Below are 21,592 nucleotides of genomic sequence, written 5' to 3'. Positions count from 1 at the left end.
TCCCGTTCACGGCAACGCGGGCCTGCGTCGTCCCTTCCCTTTCCGCCAATACCGCATACCGGCCTCACCCCAGCTCCAGGGCAGATTCGCGTTCCGCAAAAAACAAGACGCGCATGGATACGTCATATCCATGCGCGTCGGGCCACCACACGTAACGTCAGAGTGCGGCAGTCAGCTCCGGCACGGCCTCGAAGAGGTCGGCCTCGAGGCCATAGTCGGCCACGCTGAAGATAGGCGCTTCGGGATCCTTATTGATCGCCACGATCACCTTGGAGTCCTTCATCCCCGCCAGATGCTGGATGGCCCCCGAGATGCCGCAGGCCACATAGAGTTGCGGCGCGACGATCTTGCCCGTCTGGCCCACCTGCCAGTCATTCGGTGCGAAGCCTGCATCGACGGCGGCGCGCGAGGCGCCGAGCGCCGCACCCAGCTTGTCGGCGAGCGGCGTCAGGACTTCGGCAAAGCGCTCGCTGCTGCCGAGCGCGCGGCCGCCGCTCACGACGATTTGCGCATCGGCAAGCTCCGGCCGGTCGCTCTTCGCCACGACGCGCTCGACGAAAGCGGAGAGACCGCTATCCGGCACCGCGTCGATCCCGACGATCTCCGCCGCGCCGCCTTGCGCCGCCACCCCATCGAACGCCGTGGCGCGCACGGTGACCACCTTGACGGCATCGCTGCTCTGCACGGTCACGATCGCGTTGCCGGCATAGATGGGCCGCTCGAACGTGTCGGCGCTAATCACGCGCGTGATGTCCGAAACCTGCGCGACGTCGAGCAGCGCGGCCACGCGTGGCGCAACGTTCTTGCCGCTGCTCGTGGCCGCGAAGAAGATGGCCCCGTACGCAGGGGCGAGCGCGACGACCTGAGCCGCCAGATTCTCCGCGAGGCCTTCGGCAAGCTGCGGCGCATCGGCATGCAGCACGCGCGCGACGCCATCGATCCGCGCGGCCGCAGCGGCCGCCGACGACGATGCATGGCCCGCCACCAGTACGTGAACCTCGCCGCCGCATTGACGCGCGGCTGCGACCGTGCTGAGTGTCGCGCCCTTGATCGAGACATGGTCGTGCTCGGCCACGACCAGCGCATTGATTCGTTCAGCCATGGATTTTTCCTCAGATAACCTTCGCTTCGTTCTTGAGCTTCGCGACCAGCGTCGCGACATCGGGGACTTTCACACCGGCGCTGCGCCCAGCGGGCTCGACCGTCTTCAGCGTCCTGAGCCTCGGCGTCACGTCGACCCCGAGCTCCTGCGGCGTCACCGTATCGAGCGGCTTCTTCTTCGCCTTCATGATGTTCGGCAGCGTGGCGTAGCGCGGCTCGTTCAGCCGCAGATCGGTGGTGATCACCGCAGGCAGCGCGAGCTTCAGCGTTTCGAGGCCGCCGTCGATCTCGCGCGTCACGATCGCATGACCCTCCACGATGTCGACCTTGCTGGCGAACGTCGACTGCGCGAGACCCGCCAGCGCGGCGACCATCTGCCCGGTCTGGTTGCAGTCGTTGTCGATGGCCTGCTTGCCGAGTATCACGAGCCGCGGCTGTTCCTTCTCGATGATCGCCTTCAACAGGCGCGCGACCGCGAGCGGCTGAAGCTCTTCGTCGGTCTGAACCAGGATGCCCCGGTCCGCGCCGATCGCCATGGCCGTGCGCAGCGTTTCCTGGCACGCCGCCACGCCGCACGACACGGCGACCACCTCGTTCGCCGCGCCCTTCTCCCTCAGCCGCACCGCCTCCTCGACGGCAATCTCGTCGAACGGATTGATGCTCATCTTCACGTTGGCGAGATCGACGCCGGAACCGTCCGGCTTGACCCGCACTTTCACGTTGAAGTCCACCACGCGTTTTACCGCGACCAATACTTTCATTTCTCTGCTCCTTTAGCCGTCGAGGCCGCCGTGACGTGACGTGACGCGACGGCCCCCTCGTGCGCGCACCCGCGCGCCGGTTCAAACCGATTCGGTCTCTGCGCGCAGCGCTTCCTGAAGCGCGGCTGCGTTCGCTGCCTCGTGCTGGTCGCTGGTGCCGAACAGAATGTCGGCCACGACGGCGCGCTTGAAGTAGTGCCCGACGGCGTACTCCTCCGTCATGCCGATGCCGCCATGCAGCTGGATGGCCTGACCGCAGACCCACTTCGCCGCGCGCCCGATGAATGCCTTGCCTTGCGAGAGCGCCAGTTGCTGCGTCTTGCCCGATTCGCATTCGAGCGCCGCGAGCATCGCGTACAGCATCGAGCGGGAAAGCTCCAGTTCTGCCGCCATATCGGCCATGCGATGCTGGAGCGCCTGGAAGCTCGCGATCGGCACGCCGAACTGCTTGCGCACCTTGAGGTATTCCGCCGTGATTTCGATCGCACGTTCCATCGCGCCGACAAGCTCGGCGCACAACGCCGTAATGCCATGCGACAAACCGGAACGCAGCGCCTCGAGGCCTGCGCCTCGCATACCCAGCAACGCACTCGCGGGCACCACAAGCTGCGTGAAGGTCAATTCGGCGGCTTGCGTGCCGTCGTGCAGCGGCAACGTCTGCTGCGCCAGCCCCGCCGCATTGGCAGGCACGAGAAAGAGCGAAATGCCCTCGTCTTCGCGCCCGGCATCCGCGACGCGCGCCGAGACGATGAACCAGTCGGCATGCCCCGCGCCAAGCACGAGCGTCTTGGCGCCTTCGATGCGATAGCCGTCCTTGTCCTGCCTCGCCAGCGTCTGCACGATGGCGGGATCGCCGCGTGACGACACTTCGCTGTATGCGAGCGCGACCCGTTGGGCGCCGTCGGCAAGCGCCGGCAACAGCGTGTCCTTGAGCCCCGGCGCCGCGGCGGCGACGAGCGTCTGCGCCGCCAGCACGGCGCAGCCCAGATAAGGCTCGACCACGAGCGCTCGCCCGAATTGGTGGGCAATCAGCGCCGTGTCGAGCACGCTGCCCCCAAGTCCGCCATGCTCCTCGGGCAGCGCGGCCGCGAGCCAGCCGTTCTCGGCGAATGTGCGCCAGTTTTCCGCGCTGCCGCCCTGCGCCGCCTTGACGATGGCGCTGCGTGTTTCGAATGCGTAGGCCTTATCGACAAAACGGCGCACGCTGTCTTCGAGCATCTGCTGCTCGTCATTCAGATTGAAATTCATCTCGGGCCCATCCCTCAGAACTGAAACATCATCTTCGCGACAATGCCGCGCTGGACTTCGCTCGTGCCGCCGTAGATCGTGGTGGCGCGGCGGAAGAACATTTCCGCCGCGATGCTTCGCGCCTCGAACTGAAGCGCGTGGATCGTCTGCGCGCCTGCGCCTTCGCCTCTCGGGCCGGCCCATGCGACCGCGCCGTAGTCGCCGAGGCACTCGACGAGAAACGCGCTCATCTTCTGCTGCAGTTCCGTGCCGCGGACTTTGAGGATCGACCCGATCGCATGCGCGGCGGGGCTATGGTCCTCTTCCAGCGCGGCCACGCGCTGCACCAGCACCGTAATCGCCTGCAGTTCGGCTTCGAGCGCAGCGAGCCGCAAGGCCACGTCGCCGCGCTCGATCAGCGGCGCGCCGGCAAAATGCGTTTCGCGTGCGAGCTTGCGCAGCTTGCGCTGGAACCGCATCAGCGACGGCAAATCGGCCGTCGAGGCATGTTCGTTGTTGAGCAGGAATTTCGTGAGCTTCCATCCGTCGCCTTCCGCGCCGATCAGGTTGCCCGCCGGCACCCGCACGTCGTCGAAGAACGTTTCGTTCAGGTGGTGGCAGCCGTCGATGCTGATGATCGGCCGCACCGTGATGCCCGACGATTTCATGTCGACGAGCAGGAAGCTGATGCCGGCCTGCTTCTTGACGGTCGTATCGGTGCGCACGAGCAGAAAGATCCAGTCGGCTTCGTGACCGTAGCTGGTCCAGATCTTTTGCCCGTTCACGACGTAGTGGTCGCCTTCGCGCACGGCCTGGGTGCGCAGCGACGCGAGATCGGAACCGGAGCCCGGCTCGGAAAATCCCTGGCACCAGATTCGCTCGCCGCGAAGAATGGCCTGCACGTGCTCCGCTTTCTGCTCGGGCGTGGCGAAATGATTGAGCACCGGGCCGACGAGCCGTTGCGCGAACGTGTCCTGCGAAGGCGAGCCCGCTGTCGAGCATTCCTCGTCGAATATGAGGCGCTGCGCGACGCTCCAGCCCGTACCGCCGTGCTCTTTGGCCCAATAGGGCGCACCCCAGCCGTGCTGGTTCAGAATGCGTTGCCATTGCGCCAGTTGCGCGCGCGGCGAACGCACGCCGTCGGTGCGGCGCGGCAGGTCCGGCGGCAAATGCTTGCGCAGAAAATCGCGCACCTCTTCGCGAAACGCGCTGAGGCCCGGGTCCGATCGAAAGTCCATGCGTAGCTCTCCAGAATGAGGGCAAACGCGGCGCACATGCGTCTGCCAGATTAGACGCATGGTAGGAGAGCACCCGGACCGACGACGCCCCCCGCCGTTGGGGGTTCATAAGCATGCCCAGGTAGGCAACAGCGTTATGTCCCGCCACCCATGGCCCGATCGGCGAAAGGTTTCCGTGCATGCTGAACAGGCCTTAATCGCGCGGCAAATTTTCCCCCCGCGTTGGGGGGCCGCGATGCGCGCGTTTCGCGTCACCTTACTCGTGTCCAGGCCGAGCCGCGCATCTCGTGCAGCCGGCGGACGCCAACATAAGGGCCGCCCGAAAGATGGCCGGAAATACAATCAGGAGACGCTATGAAGTTGAAGTCAGTTGCTGCCGCCACATTGGCCGTCATGGCAGCAGGAGCGCACGCGCAAAGCTCGGTGACGCTGTTCGGCGCACTCGACGCGGGTTTGATGTACCAGAACACATCGGCCGCAACCTTAAGTCCAACCGCTGCCAATACGGGGTCGGTGTTCCGTTATAAGGACGGCGGCATTTATTCGAGTTTCTGGGGCCTGCTCGGGACCGAAGATCTCGGCGGAGGCTATCGCGTCAACTTCAAGCTGCAAAGCGCGTTCAACACCGGAACCGGCGCGCTGGGCCTTCCGGACACGGCGGGCACCGTGGCGCTGTTCAACCAGATCGCACGCGTGGGCGTGTCAGGACCGTTCGGCTCGTTCGACGTCGGCCGGCAGATCGCGCCCATCGCGATCGCCATGGTCGAGACCGACGCCCGCGGCGCGCAATATTTCGGCAGCATCCTGACCGCTTGGGCCGGGATGAACTTCCAGGCGGGATGGTCGGGCGCGAGCACGAACGTGCCCATCGGCGCGCTCTTCGACAGCAATGCGCTCGTCTACCGCACGCCCCGCCTGTTGGGCGCGCAGCTGGCGCTCGAATATGCGCCAGGCGGCGTCCCGGGCAGCCTGACGGCAGGCTCGCGCGAGTCCGCCGTGCTCTCGTACCAGAACGGCAGCCTCGATCTCGCAGCGGCCTGGTACGACGCGCATGACACCAACCCGTCGCCGGTAGCGCCCGCCGCGCCCACCGGCATCAACAACAACCGGCAGTTGTACTTCGGTGCGAAATACACGATCAGCAACTTCTTCGTATCGGGTTCTTATAGCAACGGCAAAAATCCCGCTCACTCGAATCTCGTGAACTACGACCTCTGGTCGCTCGGCGCGGGATATCAGTTCACGCCGGCCTTCAACGTTACGAGCGGCGTCTACTATCTGCGCGACAAGAACAATTCTTCGAACAAGGCCATCACGTGGGCGGTCACGGCCGACTACAGCGTCTCGAAGCGCACCGTTCTCTATGCGGACGTAGGCGGCGTCAACAACATGGGCACCATGCGGGTGCCGGTGACTTACGGTCAACTGGTCGCCCCGGGTCAAGGCACGGTGGCGGTTCTGCTCGGCATACGGCATACGTTCTGATCATCGGGCCGCACTGCCGTGCGGCCCACGCTGCGGCAACACAATGCCTGACGAAGAAAGGGCCTTGCCTGGGAGACCAGGCAAGGCCCTTTTCATGTTTCATTGCTGAGCCTGCAGAAGGTTCGAACCGCGGCGCGCGGCGGATAGTCAGATAGTCAGGCAGTCAGCCCTGCCCGGCAGAGGCGATCGTTTCCGTCGACTCGCCAGGCAAGTTCGGTGCAGCAGGTACTGCGGGTACCGCGATTCGCAGGCGCTCCATCGTTCGCGCCGGATGAACGAGCGCCGCGCCGATCAGGCTGCCCACCACCGATAGGGCGCCGCACAGCGCGAATCCGGCTTCGTAGCCGTGCGCCCCTGGCATGCCTTGCACGAGCCGCCCCATCACCACGGGCGCGATCATGCCGGCGAGCGACGCCACCGAATTGCCGATTGCCAGAATCGCGCCTCGTTGCGGCGCGGGTGTGACCTCGGCCAGTAACGCTGGACAGAGCCCATAGGCGATCGGCGTGCAGCCGAACGTCAGGATCAGAATCGCGAGGCGCAGCGCCAGCGGCATTTGACCGTCGAGCAGGCTCATGTAGCCGAGACCCGCTGCAAGCTGGCAACCGGACGTGTACCAGCCGCGCGCGATCCGCGAGCGCACGCCTCGTGCGATCAGCCGCTGAGCGATGAACGACAGGCCCAGCGACACCGGCACGGCCGCGGCCATCACGAGCGCGTAGTAGCGTCCCGAAGCGACCGCGTCGTATGACAAACCCTTCTGGAAATAGACGGGCAACCAAGTAAAGCCGAGCGCCACGCCCCAATACGACACGAACTGCAGCAACATGCTGCCGAGCACGGTGCGATCGGCGAGCAAACGGCGATAAGCGACGCGTGCCTGCGGCGCGGCCGAGGCAGGGTGATCGTCGAGGCGGCCTTCCCTGCCGAAAGCCAGCCATAGCGCCGACCAGATCACGCCAATGCCGCACAGCATGATGAAATTCGCTCGCCAGCCCCAATGCCGCGTCACGAGCGGCACAGCCACGCCGGCGGCCAGCAAACCGATGCTGCCGCCCGCCACGTACAGCGAAACGGGCAAGATCCGCTTGCTGGGCGGAAACCATTTGTAGACCGCATGCACGGCAACCGGGTAGGCAGGCCCCTCCGTGAAGCCGAGCGCGACGCGTGACGCCATGAACACCAGCATCGACGAGGAAACGACCAGCGGCAACTGGAACAGCGACCAGGAAAGCGCAAGGACGAGCGCGATGACACGGGTGGAAATGCGGTTGGCGAGAAAGCCGCCCGCAATGCCGCCCACGGCGAACAGCCAGAAGAAGCTGCTGCTCACGATGCCGAACTGCAAGGGACTGATTGCAAGCTCGTTCATGATGGGCACGGCCAGCGTGCCGATGACCACCTTGTCGAAAAAGTTGACCATCAGAAAGGCCAGCATCAGCAGCGCGATGCGCCATGCCTTGAACGGCTCGTATTCCGTGCTCATATCGTCTCCTTTGTGGGACGTCGCACGGCGCTTCGCTGCAAGCGCCTCGTGGCGCCGGGCACCGAAAGCCGCCGCGCAAGCGCCCTTTTTATCTTGCGTCGTTCCGGATCATGTCCGCCGCTTTTTCGCCCACCATGATGGCCGGCGCATTCGTGTTGCCGGCCGGCACCGTGGGCATGATCGAAGCATCCACCACGCGCAGGCCCGCCACGCCGCGCACCCGAAGTTGCGGGTCGACCACGGCCATCTCGTCCACGCCCATCCGGCAAGTGCCGACCGGGTGGAACACGGTCTCGGCTCTCGTTCGAACGAAGGTGCGGATCGCGTCGTCGTTCCTGTTGTCGGCGCCGAATGCTTCCGTCGCAATCTCGCGTCCGCCCTCGCGGGCGAGCGCAGGCTGCGCGAAGATCCTGCGGATCAGCTTCACGCCGGCGACCAGCCCTTCCATGTCGCGCGCGTCGGACAAGAGGCGCGCGTCGATGATGGGCGCATCGCGCATGTCGCCGGAACTCAGCCTGACATGCCCCCGGCTATGGGGCCGCAGTACGCAGGCGTGGCATGAATAGCCGTGCGGCGGCTTCGTCTTGCCTTCGCCGCGCTCGCCCACCATCGCCGCCGTGAAGTGGAGTTGCAGATCGGGTTCGGCGAGATCGGGGTGGCTCTTCACGAATGCGCCCGCCTCCGCGATATTGGACGCCACCATGCCCGTGCGGTGCCGACGATAGCGCAACACTTCGCCAAACATTCGCGCGAAGCCTCGCATCGAGTAGCCGAACAGGTCGGTCGAATCGACCTGCTTGTTGATGACGATGTCCGGATGATCGTGCAGGTTTTCGCCCACGCCGGGCAAATCGTGAACGACGCCGATGCCAAGACCGCGCAGATGGGAGGCAGGCCCGATACCCGAAGCCATCAGCAACTGCGGCGAGTTGTAGGCCCCGCCGCTCACGATCACTTCGCGCCGGGCCCGCAGGGTTTGCTCCACGCCGCCGCGCACGACCGTCACGCCAACGGCCCGACGGCCTTCGAAGCAGATGCGCAACGCCTGCGTGTCGGTCAGCACGGCAAGACCCTTGCGGCCGCCGTTCAAGCCGGCGTCGCTGGCGTCTGCGCGATGGAGATAGGCGCGCGCGGCATTCCAGCGTTCGCCGTTGTGCTGCGTGACCTGAAAGAGACCGGCGCCTTCCTGCGTCTCGCCGTTGAAGTCCGGGTTCAGACGCACGCCTGCCTGCTGCGCGGCCTCCAGAAAACGGCGCGAAAACGGGTTCGGCGTGCGCAGATCGCTGACGTATAGCGGCCCGGTGCCGCCGTGCCACGGATCGTCGTCACGGCCCGCGTATCGCTCGTTGCACTCGCTGCGGCGGAAATACGGCAGCACGTCCTCATAGCCCCAGCCATTGCAGCCCAGCTCCGCCCAATGATCGTAATCGCGGCGATGGCCGCGGATGTACACCATCGCATTGATCGACGACGAACCGCCAAGACCCCGGCCGCGCGGCTGCCAGGAGCGACGTCCGCCCATCGCGCTCTGGGGCTCCGAGTAATAGCCGTAGTTGCGCAGCCCCCGATGGCCCGCCGTCTTGGCGATGCCTATGGGCGTCCAGACGGTGTAGTGGTGATCGTGCGGCCCCGCTTCCAGCAACGCCACCGTCACACCCTCATCCCCGGCAAGCCGGCTCGCCACGGCGCATCCCGCCGAACCCGCGCCGACGACGATATAGTCGAACTCGCCGGCGCTCGACGGAGAAGGTGTCTTCTGCCCGTTATGTATCATTTCGCATTCCATATCGTTGTGCTGGCGCCGTATTCGTTTACGGCGCTGGTCGCTATGCGGCTCCAACCACCGACTTGAACTCGAGGAATTCCGCAATGCCGTATTCGCCGAACTCGCGCCCGTTGCCCGACGCTTTGTAGCCGCCGAACGGTGCGCTCAGGTCCATGCGCGCGCCGTTGATCAGCACGGCGCCCGCGCGCAACTCGCCCGCCACGCGTTTTGCACGCGCGGGATCGGCGGACCACACATAGGCGGCGAGGCCATAGTCGGTGTCGTTCGCGAGAGCAATGCCGTGCGCCTCGTCCTCGTAGGGAAGCATCACGAGGACGGGGCCGAAGATCTCTTCGCGCGCGATCGTCATGTCCGGGTGCACGTCCGCGAATACCGTCGGCTTGACGTAGAAGCCCCGTGCGAGGCCATCGGGACGCCCCGGGCCGCCCGCGACGAGTCGCGCGCCCTCGCTCACGCCGGTCGAGATCATCTGCTGGACCCGTTCGAACTGGGCGCGGTTCGCCATCGGCCCCAACTTGTTCGCCGCTTCGCGCGGGTCGCCGACGCTCAGCGCACGCGCGGTGGCGGACGCGATATCGACCGCCGCCGCATAGTGTTGACGCGGCACCAGCATGCGCGTGGGTGCGATGCACGTCTGCCCCGAGTTCATCATGCAACTCGCCACGCCAGCGGAGACAGCGGCAGCCAGATCCGCGTCGTCGAGAATGAGGTTCGGCGATTTGCCGCCCAGTTCCTGCGCCACACGCTTGACGGTCGGCGCTGCGTTGATGGCCACGGCCACACCGGCGCGCGTCGAGCCAGTGATCGAAACCATGTCGACGTGGCGATGGCTCGACAACGCTGCGCCCACGCGTTCACCGTCGCCATAGATCATGTTGAACACGCCGCGCGGCACACCCGCCTCGTGCAGAATTTCGGCGAAGAGGTACGCATCGAGCGGCGCGGCTTCCGAGGGCTTCAGGACGACCGTACAACCCGCGGCCAGCGCGGGCGCCACCTTGGCGGCGATCTGGTTGAGCGGCCAGTTCCAGGGCGTGATCAGCGCCGCGACGCCCACCGGCTCGCGCACGATGGAGGTCGAGCCCCGGCGGGTCTCGAACGAAAAGTCCTTGAGCGCAGCGATGGTGGTCGCGATCTGCCCGAGTCCGGCGGGAACGTGCAACTCGCGGCTGAGCCATGACGGCGCGCCCATTTCTCCGGTGACCGCCTCGGCGAGATCCGCCATGCGCGCCTTGTAGCATTGCGCGACGCGTTCCAGCAGCGCAAGCCGGGTTTCGCGGCTGGTGCGCGACCAGGCGGGAAACGCCGCGCGCGCCGCAGCGACTGCGCGCTCGACATCTTCAGGGCCGCCCATCGCGAGCGTGCCGACCACGGCTTCGGTGGCGGGATCGACGATATCCACATACGTCGCGGACGACGACGCTTCGACCCACGCGCCGTCGATGTAAAACTGCTTCAATTGCTTCAATGTCGTCTCCTGTCCATGGGGCCCGGCGCGCCGCCGGCCCGCGTTGGCGCGTTAGCCGCGCTCTGCCGGTGATGCGAGATTCGCCTTGCTGTCCAGCTGGTTCTGATTGTCCTGAACGATGCGCCAGAGCAGCTTGCCGGCGGCCGAGCGCGGCAGACTCTCCACGAATTCGATCTGGCGCGGCACCTTGTAGGCCGCCATGCAGCTGCGCGCCCACTCCATCAGCGCCTCGGGCGTGAGCGTGTCGCGCGCTGTGTCGCGCAGCACCACCAGCGCCTTGACCGTCTCGCCGCGATGCGCGTCGTGCGCCGAGATCACGCATGCTTCCCGCACCGCCGGGTGCCCATGCAGGCGCGACTCGATCTCCGCCGGCCACACCTTCAGGCCTGATGCGTTGATCATCCGCTTGAGCCGGTCCGTGATGTAAAAGTAGCCATCCTCGTCGTAGTGGCCGATATCGCCGCTGCGCACGAAGCGCTTGCCGTCGATCTCGACGAACGCCGCCTCGCTCGCGTCGGGCCGCCCCCAGTAGCCATCGAATTGCGTAGGGCTGTGCATCACCAGCTCGCCGGGCTGGTTCGGTCCGAGTTCGGCGCCGCCGTCCGGGTCGATCACCCGCGCGTCGACGTTGATCTGGGGAATGCCCGCACATTGCTGGCGCGATGCCTGCGGCGGGTTCATGTGCGTGCTGCCGCAGGTCTCGGTCATGCCGTAGCACTCGATGTACGGCACGCCCAAGCGCTGTTCGATCTGGCGCGCGACCGCCTCCGGCATCGCGGTGGCGCCGCCGTATAGACGGCACAGCGAGGAAAGGTCGTGCTGCGCCAGTTCCGGGCGCCCGAGCAGCTCGACGAGCATGGGCGTAACCGCGGCCCAGCATCCGATGCGGTGATGCTCGATGAGGCGCGGCACGGCGGCCGCGTCCCAGCGCGCGAGCAACACCATGGTGCGGCCCTGGACCAGCGCCTGGTTGAGCGCGCACATGCCCGCCACGTGACTCACCGGCAGGGTGATCAGGTCGCTGCTATCGGGGTCGTCGGAAAACCACAGCACGCGCTGGTTGACCACGTACGAAAACGCGCGGTGGCTGAGCATCGCGCCCTTGGGTTCGCCGGTGGTGCCCGAGGTGTAGCCGATCACGGCCAGGTCCGCGCTGCCGGCAAGCGGCGTGGGCGCGATGCCGGCGGCGAGCGCGCCGGCAAATTCGTGCACGCCCGCTTGCGTGAGGCGCTGACGCGGCTCGCGCACGAAGGCGGGAATCTCCATGAAGGGCACGTCGCGCGGCTCGCCAGCGAACTCGGAGCAGGCGCCGACAACACACCCGGCGAGCGCGCCGCTCTCGAGGAGCGGCGTGAGGCGCGGCAGCATATCCTGGGTGGTGATGGCCACGCGCGCACCGGAGTCAGCCGCGTAGTAGGCGACCTCGGCGGCCGTGCTCATGGGATTGGCGGGCACGACGACCGCGCCGCAGCGCAGCACCGCATAGTACGCAATGGCGAAATGCGGGCAGTTCTGCATGAGCAGCAGCACGCGATCGCCGCCGCGCACGGAAAGACGCTGCTGCATGTAGCCGGCGAGGTTGAGCACGGCTTCGTGCAGCGTGCGGTAGCTCATTTGCGCGCCGTAGTAATCGATCGCGGTTTTCTCCGGGCAGCGCGCCGCGCTGGCTGCCAGGAAGCTGAACAGGTTGGACTCGGGCGCCCGCAGCGTATGGGGCACGCCCTCGGGCCAGTGTGCGTAGTGTCGTATCAGTCGCGCCATGGCGGTGGGTCACAAGGTTGGGCGGGACGGCGTCCCGGTTGTCCGCATCATCGCTGGCCGGCTGCGGCGCTTCACTCCCCGACGCGGGGGGCAAGGGTGGCGGTGCTTATGCATATGTCTCGCCGCGCCTGCGGCGAGACGTTACGAGACCCTAGACCCCGTGCGTCTCGGCCTCGCTCGCGCTGAGATCGCGAAAACGCGCCGCGGCGCCGCCCCGCCCGCCTACTCCCAGCTTCAGGTAAATGTTCTTCAGGTGCCATTTCACCGTTTCGGCCGATACGTTGAGCACCGTGGCGATCTTCTTGTTCGACATGGCCTGCGCAAGCAACGCAAGGATCTCGCGTTCGCGCTCGCTCAAGGCATCGACAGGCACGACGGCAGCCGACACCCGCGGCACCGGCAGAGCCGCCGCGCACGCCTGCGCAGCACGCAAGCGTTCGCCGTAAAACGCGAGCACAGGATCGGCTACCGTCTGGCCGGCCAGTGCGGCAAACATGCCCGGCGCGCTTGCCGCGACATCGAGCAGCGTGCGCATCAGGCCAAGCGCATGTCCCTGCCGCAATGCCTGAACGAACGCTTTGCCCGCAGCAGGCAGATTGCCCACGCCGTGGTGCGCCATGGCCAGTTGCAGCCGTAGCGTCGTCGAAAGCCGGCGTCGCCCGTTCTGCTCCGAGGTGGCAACCAGGGCTTCGAGACGGCCAACCAGACCCGCGTAGTCGCCGGTGTGCAGGCACATTTCCACGCACGCGCGGGCGGCGGCAAAGCGAATGCGCGCCGCCATGTCCGGCCCCGCGCCCGCATAACGCATTTCAAGCGTGGCGAGGCGTTCGACTACGGTATTGGCCCGCTCCGTTTCCACCTGCTCCAGATGTCTGCGCAACCGGAGCACGAGCGCCTCCGCCAGCACGCGGTCGAGGCCGTAGCGCCCGGCATACGATTCGAGACGGTCCAGCCACGCGCAAGCCTGGTCTCGCCGCCCCGCCGCCCAGTGTGCGTTGGAGAGCACGGCGAACGCGCGCATCACGATCTCGGGCAGCGACACCCGTTCGAGCATGCCGATTCGCGGCTCGAGCAGCTGGCAGGCCGCCTCGATGTCGTTGAGTTCGTAGAGCGTATCGGCCAGCAGACTCGCCGCCATGCACGCGACGCCCACATATGGCGGCCCCTGGCGCTCGGCCTCGTCGAGCACTTCGCGAATGATCTTCTCCGCCTCCTTGATGCGCCCTTCCATCGAGAGACTCAGCGCACTCATGCAGCGGCCCAGCAGGTTGCTGCGCGGCGCCCCGGCGCGGCGCGCCATGTTGTCGAGCACGGCCCGCGCTTCGTCGTATTCGCCGCGCGACATGTGCAACCAGGAAAGCACGTTGCTGCGGCCATTCCAGGCGAAGTCGTCGGCATCGTCCGGTATCGCGCGCAGCTCGGGCAGCATGGCGACAATTGCGTCGGTGTCGTCCTGCTGAAGCGCGAGGGCGGCCCGCAGCAAGCGCAGCGCGTAGCGCTGATGCTCGTCGAGCGCATCCGAAGAGGCTTCGAGCTGATCGAGGCTGCGCCCGAGCGCCTGGAAGTTGCGCGAGTAGAGATGGACATACGCCATCACGATATGCAATGCAAAGCGTTTCTGGACCAGTTCGAGCGGCAACATCCGCAGGAGTCCCGACAACTGGTTCAGCTCGCCTTGGGCCAGCAGCGCCTGCGCGCACCGCTCGACCATGCTGGCCGCGGCGGAGGGATCGCCCGCCTTGACGGCATGGAACACCGCATCGTCGATCTGACCGTGCGCCTCGAACCAGCGCCACGCCACGGCGTGCGCGCAACGCAACGCCTCGGCGTCGCGTTCCGCCAGACGGGTCAGCAACGTTTCGCGCAGCAGCGGATGAATGCGATACCAGATCTCGCGGTCGTGGCTGCCCACCTGCGTGATGAAGAGATTGTCGGCTTCCAGCTGCGCGAGCCGCGCCCGGATATGGGCCAGCGCTTCTTCGCGCCCGACGACGCTCGCACAGAGCGGCGCGCTGAAGCGATGACACACGGCCACGCGAGTCAGCATGTCCAGATCGTCTGCGGCGAGCCGCAACAGGACTTCGCATTCGAAATAATTGGCGAAGGTGCGCGGATCGTGCACCTTCACGACCGGGTAGTCGCTTCCCTGGCGGGTGCGCAGATCGACCGCGAACAACTGCAGGCCGGCCACCCAGCCGTCGGTCAGCGCATGTAGCGCAGCCGCGTCGCGCGCTTCGATCGAGCCGAGCTGCTCGCGCAGATAACGTTCCGATTCCGCTTCGCTAAAGCGCAGGTCGCGCATGTCGAACTCGCTCACGGCGCCCTGCGATCGCAGCCGGTCCAGCGAAAGCGCAAGCGCACTGCGCGAGCACAGCGCGAGATGCAACTGGGGCGGCGCGTAGTCGAGCAGCCATTGGAGCGCCTCGAAAATACGCGGATCGCTGACGTGATGCAGATCGTCGATCATCAGCATGATATGGCGCTGACGCTTGCCGAGCGCCTGCACGAGCGTGATGACCCAGTGCTCGATTGCGGTATCGTCGCTTCCCTGCGCAACCAGCAGCGCGGCATCCCGCACCACGGCCGGGTCGGCCTCCGCGATGCTCGCGAGGAGGCAGTCGAAGAACCTGGCGGGCTCGTTGTCCTCGCTCGAAAGCGACAGCCAGCTCACGTCGAAGCCCATCGAGATGAGCGACTTGCGCCACTCGATCATCGTACTGGTCTTGCCGCTGCCGGCCTGCCCCTGGATCACGACGCAACGGTGGCGCCGCGCCTCGAGCAGGCGCGTCATGAGGGCATCGCGCGCCATCATGCGCCGCGTGCTGCGCGGAGGCAGCAGCTTGGTGCTGGCGACGGGCCGCACGGCGCGATCGGGCTGCGCCTCCTCGCTCATCGGGTAGCCCGTGGCCGGCGCGGCAGCCTCCATCGGCGCGGCATGCCGGACTTCGGCGTCCAGCGCGCCGCCGTTTCCGAAACCCGCCAAAGGAAGCGCCTGCGCCCCATATGCGTTCATGAACCAGTGAAACGCACGCGCCCCATGCGAGACGCGCTGCTTCTCGATGAACGAGAGGACTTCAGCGATATGCTCGGGCAAGCCCCCTGCGCACAGTCCGGCCTGCGCGTCGCGCAGGTAGCCCTGCAGCAGACGCAGCCAGGCGCTGCCGTTCGGCGCGAGCCGAACCTGAAAATGCTCGCGGCCGCAGAGCCACTGCTGAACCGCCGGATGATGATGAGATAGATGATTGTCCGCGACGACAAGCAAACGCTTGCCCGGCTCCAGCCGCGTCTCGAGTTGGCCGAGGAAGCCGAGCCACGACACATGACGCTGCACGTTGACATGAGTCCCGCCGCTGCCGCTCATCAACGCCCGCAGGGACGTAATCAGCGATGTCGCCAGGTGACGCTGCCAGGCGTGAACCGGACGCGCAACCTCAGGCGCTCGCGCCAGGTGGTCGTCTGCGGGAGAAGCTTCGATCCGTTCATCCAGCGCGAAGACGAGCGCGTGCTCTGGTGGCGCGATATAAAGCCCGACGATCGCCGCCTGCCGGCCGTACAACTCCGGCAGTCCGTCGCCCCGCTGCGTGCTGCCCGCCTGTGGCGCGATGCCAGTCGCCCTCCAGTGCCGCGATACGCTTGCCGCGCTCACGCCCAGTTCCGCCGCGAGCTTGCGCGTGCTCCAGGCCTTTTCGCCGTTGCCCGGCGCCTCGGTCGTGAGCGAGACGAGCCGCGCGACATCGAGCTTGATGGGCGGCGCCCCGCGCGGCAGTTCCTCCTTGATGCCGGCGATACGCGAGCGGACATACCGCTCGCGCCAACGCGCCACCTGCACGCGGCCAATGCCGAGGTCGTGAGCGATAGATTTGTTCTGGGCGCCGTCAGCTGCCATCAGCACGATTCGCGCTCGCTGGGCGAGTTTCGCATTGCCATTGGACGAAGCAACCAGTGCAACGAGTTCGTCGCGCTCGGCGGCGGTGAGAACAACAGGAGGAGCGACACGCATGATCGTACGGGATGAAATGACTGTTGAGGATCGCGAAACGTGCCGTGATCGTTACCGCTCACGGCTCCACAACATTGAAATCTCCGCTGAAACGGTCCAGCGTGGCCAGCAATGCCGTAAAGCGATCCGCCTCGCCGTCGAGCACGATATGCCCTTGCGCGATGGCGTCCGGGAACGTGGTCTGCGCCAGAAGGATCCGGTTCAGCGTTGCGCGGGACAGCGACACCGTCACATGCGCAGGCATGACATGCGGCGTTTCCGAGTGGGTCAGCGCGCCGTGCTGCAGATTGAGCGCATAGCGCTTGCCCGTATCGGTGAAATGCCACGCGAAACGGCTGTGCATGTGCTGGGCCTTGAGACCATCCACCCGTATCGCGAGGTAGTCGAAGAACAGCGTGTCGCTGATCGCGCACACCATGTCGGCGCTGCGCGGGTTGACCGCCGCGGTACTCGCGCGGCCCTCGCGCAGTTCGCGGGCGCCGAGCAGGAACGCGTTGCGCCACGTCGCCGATTCGGCCTGGAAGCCCATCTGTTCGAGCGCCGCCGCGCACAGTTCGCGTGCCTCGCGGTTGCCGGGTTCGGCGAATACCAGATGATTCATGACCTGCGCGACCCAGCGGTATTCGCCACGCTCGAAGTCGCGATGCGCGCGTTCGATCATGGCCTGCGCGCCCCCCATGTACTCGACATAGCGCGGACCCGACATCTCGGGCGGCAACGCATGCAGGTTGCTCGGGTTGCCGTCGTACCAGCTGAGGTAAAACTGGTAAATCGCCTTGACGTTGTGCGAAACGGTTCCGTAGTAGCCGCGCGCGTGCCATTGCGAAGCGAGACTATCGGGCAGGCGCATCTGTTCCGCAATCTCGATGCCGGTGAGACCGTGGTTCATCATGCGCACGGTCTGATCGTGCAGAAACTTGTAGAGATCGCGTTGCTGCTCGATGAAGGCGGCGATGCGCGCATTGCCCCACGTGGGCCAATGATGCTGGGCGAACACGACGTCGGCATGAGGCGCATAGCGCTCGAGCGACTCGTTCAGGTAGTTCGACCACAATCTCGCATTGCGGACCTGCGCGCCGCGCAGCGGACAGAGATTGTGCAGCGTGCGCGTGCCATTCTCGGCCAGGTTCAGCGCACGCAATTGCGGAAAGAAGAAGTGCATTTCAGCGGGTGCCTCGCTCTCCGGCGTCAGCTGAAACACGATCTCGATGCCGTCGATCACGTGCGTCTCGGTCAGCTCGCGAATCAGCAGCGTGGGCTCGATCAGCGTGACGGTGCCTCTCGGCCCGGTCTTGCCGAGCCCTGCATCGATCTGGCAACAGGCGTTGCGCGCGAGGGTGGAGCCGCCCTGGAACTGCGCGCGGCGCCACATGACGGTTCCCGCCATGACGTTTTCGGACACGGCCTCTTCCATGAAGCCGAACGGCGCGATCACGGCCACCTTGCCGGCGCGCACGTCGGCCTCGGTCGTCACGCCCTTCACGCCGCCGAAATGATCGGCGTGGCTGTGGCTGTAGATCACGGCGACCACGGGTTTCGCGGGCCGGTGACTCAGGTACAGGTCGAGCGCTGCGTGAGCCGTCTCGCGACAGGTCAGCGGATCGATGATGATGAGCCCCGCATCGCCCTCGATGATCGTCATGTTCGACAGATCGAAACCTCGCACCTGATAGATGCGTTCGGTGACCTTGAAGAGACCGTGAATGAGGTTGAGCCGCGCCTGACGCCACAATGACGGGTGAGCGGTTGCCGGCGCCACCGGGTCGTTCAGGAAGCCGTAGTCGGCCACGCTCCATACCAGCTTGCCGTAGGCGTCGCGCACTTCGGCATCGGGCACCGTGCCGATGAACCCGCGTCTTGCCTCCTCCTCGTCCATATGGTCTTCGGGGGGCAGTTCGCGGATGGCCTGCTGGTGGGCCGCTACGGTCGACGGCGTGGCGAAGCGCGCTGCATGCTCGTTTTCGGACGGTGAGATGGAAGGGGCAAACGACATGTTCAGGGTCTCCGGCTATCGTCTTGATGTTTCGTTGTGCTACCAATATGGCGAACTTTCGGTCGATGTTCGATCGATGCCCCCGGGAAAGCGGCATCCTCGGCCGCACCGCACGAAGGCGTTTCGTATGAGCAATGCAACGGAAAAGCCGGGAGTCAGATAAATCCGAAGGCCACAGGCGATATTTGATCGCCTGGCGGCATATAATTCAAATGAAAGTTTTTTATTCGAGCCATGCAAAAAAGGTTAATCCGTGAACCTGAAGCGACTGGAACATTTGGTGGCGGTAGTTGAGGAAGGCACACTCGCGGCGGCGGCGCGGCGAGTCAATCTCACTCAACCGGCATTGACGCGCAGCATCCAGGCTCTGGAGGACGAAGCTGGCATGGCGCTCCTCGATCGTGGTGCGCGTGGCGTGACATTGACATCGACGGGGCGCATGGTGCTCGAGCGCGCAAGGCGCATTCTGTTTGAGGCGAGCTGTCTGGAGCGGGACCTCCAGCTCGTACAACAGCACGAAATGGGCGTCGTGCGATTCGGGCTCGGCCCGTTTCCAGCGGCGATTCTGCTGTCCCGGGTGCTAAGGATCATGCAGCGCGACTGGCCCAATCTGCGCGTCAACGCGGAAGTGAATAGCAGCGAAGCCTTGTTCGCGGCACTGCAGTCGGAGCAGCTGGATTTCGTGCTGACCGCAAACCGCCTGATGCCGCTCACCGTGGAACTGGAAGTGCGTCCGCTGATGCCCGAACCGATCGGATTTTTCGCGCGACCTCTTCATCCACTTTGCGCCGGTCCGGTCGAGCTGGCGCAGATCCGCGAAGCCAGGCTGGCTTCGGTGCCGCTCCCGGTCTCCGTACACGAACTCTGGCGAACGATGCTGCGATGCCGCCCGGGCGAAGACGTGGCGACGCGCGTCGAAAGCACCGATTTTCGCGCGTTAACGCAGCTCGCCTGCCATGAGGACGTGGTTTTGATCGCGCCGAACCGCGCACTGGAAGATGAGCTCGTGTCGGGCGAACTCGTTCAGTTGCAGATCGAAGATATGCAGGATCTGAAGGTGCAATATTCGATTGCTTATCTTGCGCAACGGACCCTCTCGCCTGCCGCCGAGAAAGCGATTGCCACAATAGAGGCGGTGGGCTGAAGCTCCTGAAAAGGCGATGTGCCGCAGACGCCTGACGCTGCGGCGTCACAGTGTGCGCCATTGCCGCCTTAAAAAACAGTCGTGGCTAGTTACCAAGCCATCGAACAGACCGCGGAAACACGATACACGGCCACGCTATAAATATAAGTATTCCTATATTTTTAAAGCCCTTTATCGCTACCCTACTTGGCGTATGTCGCCGAGTAATTGATTCATGCAATCGTGCGAGGAATTGCCACTGAAATGGAATCGACATCTGTATCCCCGGCGTAGGTTTTTGCGGAGGAGGACACATGGCGTAGGTTCCCTCCCAACAGGGGAAAAACCTACGCCAACATCGCCGACTCAAACAGGGAAAGGCGAGCGGAGGATAATTAACCCAGCGCTTGACACCCAACAGAACACCTTTTCAAATCAATTGCTTAGATTTAAATCCAGCAAATCCGGCCGCTCCTCATCAAGCCGAATCTTACTTTTCTTTCATTTGTTCATTATTTTTTCGCATATGCGAACAGGCGGATGCCATCACGCCACGAAATTCTAAAAAACACTTATTTTTCAACCATCTAAACGCCGACACTGGCACTCATCCGAATGTCAATCTTACTACTCATTCTCTTCGAAGTAGTCGCGCGGCCTTTTCTGGCAGGACATCGAGCAAAAACCTACGCCAAAACTTACGCCGGATCTCTTCGCAACTCCTTGGACACCGATGTCGCATTCCGGCAACAAAGGAAGGGGAAAACCAGACAGTCGAGACGTGGCTAGCCTGTCATCGCCGTGCCTTCGAATGGTTCGGGGGCTGTCCTTCCCGGGTGACGATCGACAACGCCAAGTGCGCGATCATCCGGCACTGCCTGCACAGTCCTGGGGTTCAGCGCTCCTACGCGGGGCTCGCCGAAGCATACGGTTTCCGCATCGACCCATGTCCGCCGCACGACCCAGCCAAGAAGGGAATCGTTGAATCCGGAGTCAAGTACGTCAAGAAGTCCTTCGTACCACTACGCGAGTTCCGCATTGCGCCGCCCCTCAGGTGGCCCGATTACGCCGCCCCCGGATTGGCTCTATAACGCCGCCCGCTGACATCACATCGAGATGATCGGTCGCGACGACATCGTCATCAATACCGTCAGGCGCTTTCTAATGTCGCCCTGACAAGGCCGGCCCGTGTCAAGGACACAATCGGAGAAGCTGATCCGCGTCGGGTTCTCATTGTGAGTGCTCAGGCCCGTTCCATAAGCGATTGGCAATGTGGCGATGTACGATTACCCCCAGACCTACCCCCGCTGAGTGGCGGAACAAAATGGAACTGCGCCGCTGAAAGAGCCAGATCTGCCATCAGCAATTCGATAGCGCTTAATCGGACGGCGATGTCGTCATACTACAACGCTCGCGGCACCACAACCGCGCAATAAGTTGCGTCTGTCCGATGTGTTCGAGGTCATAGGCGGCAGTCGCCCCTTCGATGCGTTGCCGGCGACCGGGCTGCGCACCTACGCTCAAGCTTTGCGCGCGCCTTCTCTACCCGAAACATAGATCGTGGTATCGATCAACGGTCGCAGATCAAAATAATGGGGAGCAAGATTCATGGGACGCGGCAAGCCGAGCAGACCGAGCAAGAATCTGAAGTCTGTCGCTGAATCGCGCGCTGCTTGCACTCGGCGTGGGGAATTTGCAAACAATGAATTTGGTTCAGTCCGGGCTTGCACGGTTGTGCGATGTGGGCCATTGAGGAGCGGAAGGATTTCACGTTTGACAAATTCGGTGCAGTCACTTACCCGCCATGTATCGGAGATCTCCACGTAGAACTCGCGCTTCCCGTCCTCTGTAACGAGCGCCAGACTTATAAGTTGCGGAGCGGCTTGCTCGTAACCGGTGTACTCGGTATCCAGAAAAACCAGCATAGTCACTGAGATTTTGTAGTTCGAAGACAGCCGATTGCGCGACGAATGTTTTTCTTCAACCAGGCACCCTCCTCCCTATTTGGGTCGACGTATGCTCTTGCATTTTCGCCGGCCGCTTGTAGCTAACCTCGCCTAAAGGACGCAAGGGACTGAAGTTTTATGGTAACAGCACGCGTTGGGAAGTTTTTCTCCGCGACGCCCGCGCATACGTGACCAACGTTTTTATAGCGGTACGCAA

General features: G+C 64.5%; 13 protein-coding genes and 1 pseudogene. 3 read left to right on the top strand and 11 right to left on the bottom strand.

Annotated features, from left to right (window positions below):
• Positions 1-157: 157 nt before the first annotated feature.
• From NH14_RS15745 to NH14_RS15730, 4 genes are all read right to left on the bottom strand, one after another.
• Entirely contained in the window at positions 158-1,090 is a 933-nt protein-coding gene (locus NH14_RS15745; RefSeq protein WP_035532867.1) for an electron transfer flavoprotein subunit alpha/FixB family protein, read from the bottom strand.
• Between the two features lie 22 nt (positions 1,091-1,112).
• Positions 1,113-1,862, bottom strand: a complete 750-nt coding sequence (locus NH14_RS15740; protein WP_035532806.1) for an electron transfer flavoprotein subunit beta/FixA family protein — start codon at positions 1,860-1,862, stop codon at positions 1,113-1,115.
• A gap of 81 nt (positions 1,863-1,943) precedes the next feature.
• The gene (locus tag NH14_RS15735; RefSeq protein ID WP_035532809.1) at positions 1,944-3,110 is read right to left on the bottom strand and encodes an acyl-CoA dehydrogenase family protein; all 1,167 of its coding nucleotides are present in this window, start codon (positions 3,108-3,110) and stop codon (positions 1,944-1,946) included.
• Between the two features lie 14 nt (positions 3,111-3,124).
• On the bottom strand, positions 3,125-4,327 hold the full coding sequence (locus NH14_RS15730) for an acyl-CoA dehydrogenase family protein (protein ID WP_035532811.1): 1,203 nt from the start codon (positions 4,325-4,327) through the stop codon (positions 3,125-3,127).
• 354 nt (positions 4,328-4,681) lie between these two features.
• Here NH14_RS15730 and NH14_RS15725 point away from each other — a divergent pair, with 354 nt between their 5' ends.
• A complete protein-coding gene (locus NH14_RS15725) occupies positions 4,682-5,812 on the top strand; it encodes a porin (RefSeq protein WP_035532814.1) in 1,131 nt (376 codons plus the stop codon).
• A gap of 163 nt (positions 5,813-5,975) precedes the next feature.
• Here the strand turns inward: NH14_RS15725 and NH14_RS15720 are convergent, their stop codons facing one another.
• From NH14_RS15720 to NH14_RS15695, 6 genes are all read right to left on the bottom strand, one after another.
• A complete protein-coding gene (locus NH14_RS15720) occupies positions 5,976-7,298 on the bottom strand; it encodes an MFS transporter (RefSeq protein WP_035532816.1) in 1,323 nt (440 codons plus the stop codon).
• A gap of 88 nt (positions 7,299-7,386) precedes the next feature.
• Positions 7,387-9,072, bottom strand: coding sequence for a GMC family oxidoreductase (locus NH14_RS15715; RefSeq protein WP_035532870.1), 1,686 nt, complete (start codon positions 9,070-9,072; stop codon positions 7,387-7,389).
• A gap of 52 nt (positions 9,073-9,124) precedes the next feature.
• Entirely contained in the window at positions 9,125-10,552 is a 1,428-nt protein-coding gene (locus NH14_RS15710; protein WP_035532819.1) for an aldehyde dehydrogenase family protein, read from the bottom strand.
• Positions 10,553-10,603: 51 nt separating this feature from the next.
• Entirely contained in the window at positions 10,604-12,313 is a 1,710-nt protein-coding gene (locus NH14_RS15705; protein WP_035532821.1) for a long-chain-fatty-acid--CoA ligase, read from the bottom strand.
• Between the two features lie 151 nt (positions 12,314-12,464).
• Positions 12,465-16,313, bottom strand: coding sequence for a LuxR C-terminal-related transcriptional regulator (locus NH14_RS15700; RefSeq protein ID WP_084225884.1), 3,849 nt, complete (start codon positions 16,311-16,313; stop codon positions 12,465-12,467).
• 58 nt (positions 16,314-16,371) lie between these two features.
• Complete coding sequence (locus NH14_RS15695; protein ID WP_035532824.1) at positions 16,372-18,306, bottom strand: alkyl/aryl-sulfatase; 1,935 nt, start codon at positions 18,304-18,306, stop codon at positions 16,372-16,374.
• A 253-nt stretch (positions 18,307-18,559) separates the two neighbouring features.
• Here NH14_RS15695 and NH14_RS15690 point away from each other — a divergent pair, with 253 nt between their 5' ends.
• Complete coding sequence (locus tag NH14_RS15690) at positions 18,560-19,450, top strand: LysR family transcriptional regulator (RefSeq protein ID WP_035532826.1); 891 nt, start codon at positions 18,560-18,562, stop codon at positions 19,448-19,450.
• A 743-nt stretch (positions 19,451-20,193) separates the two neighbouring features.
• Positions 20,194-20,466, top strand: a pseudogene (locus tag NH14_RS15685) (IS21 family transposase); the annotation flags it as partial.
• A 483-nt stretch (positions 20,467-20,949) separates the two neighbouring features.
• Here NH14_RS15685 and NH14_RS15680 read toward each other — a convergent pair.
• On the bottom strand, positions 20,950-21,360 hold the full coding sequence (locus NH14_RS15680; RefSeq protein WP_152617287.1) for a hypothetical protein: 411 nt from the start codon (positions 21,358-21,360) through the stop codon (positions 20,950-20,952).
• Between the last annotated feature and the right edge of the window lie 232 nt (positions 21,361-21,592).

The sequence above is a fragment of the Paraburkholderia sacchari genome (genome assembly GCF_000785435.2).
Taxonomy (GTDB): Bacteria; Pseudomonadota; Gammaproteobacteria; order Burkholderiales; family Burkholderiaceae; genus Paraburkholderia; species Paraburkholderia sacchari.
This window is presented reverse-complemented; position numbering and strand designations above follow the sequence as displayed.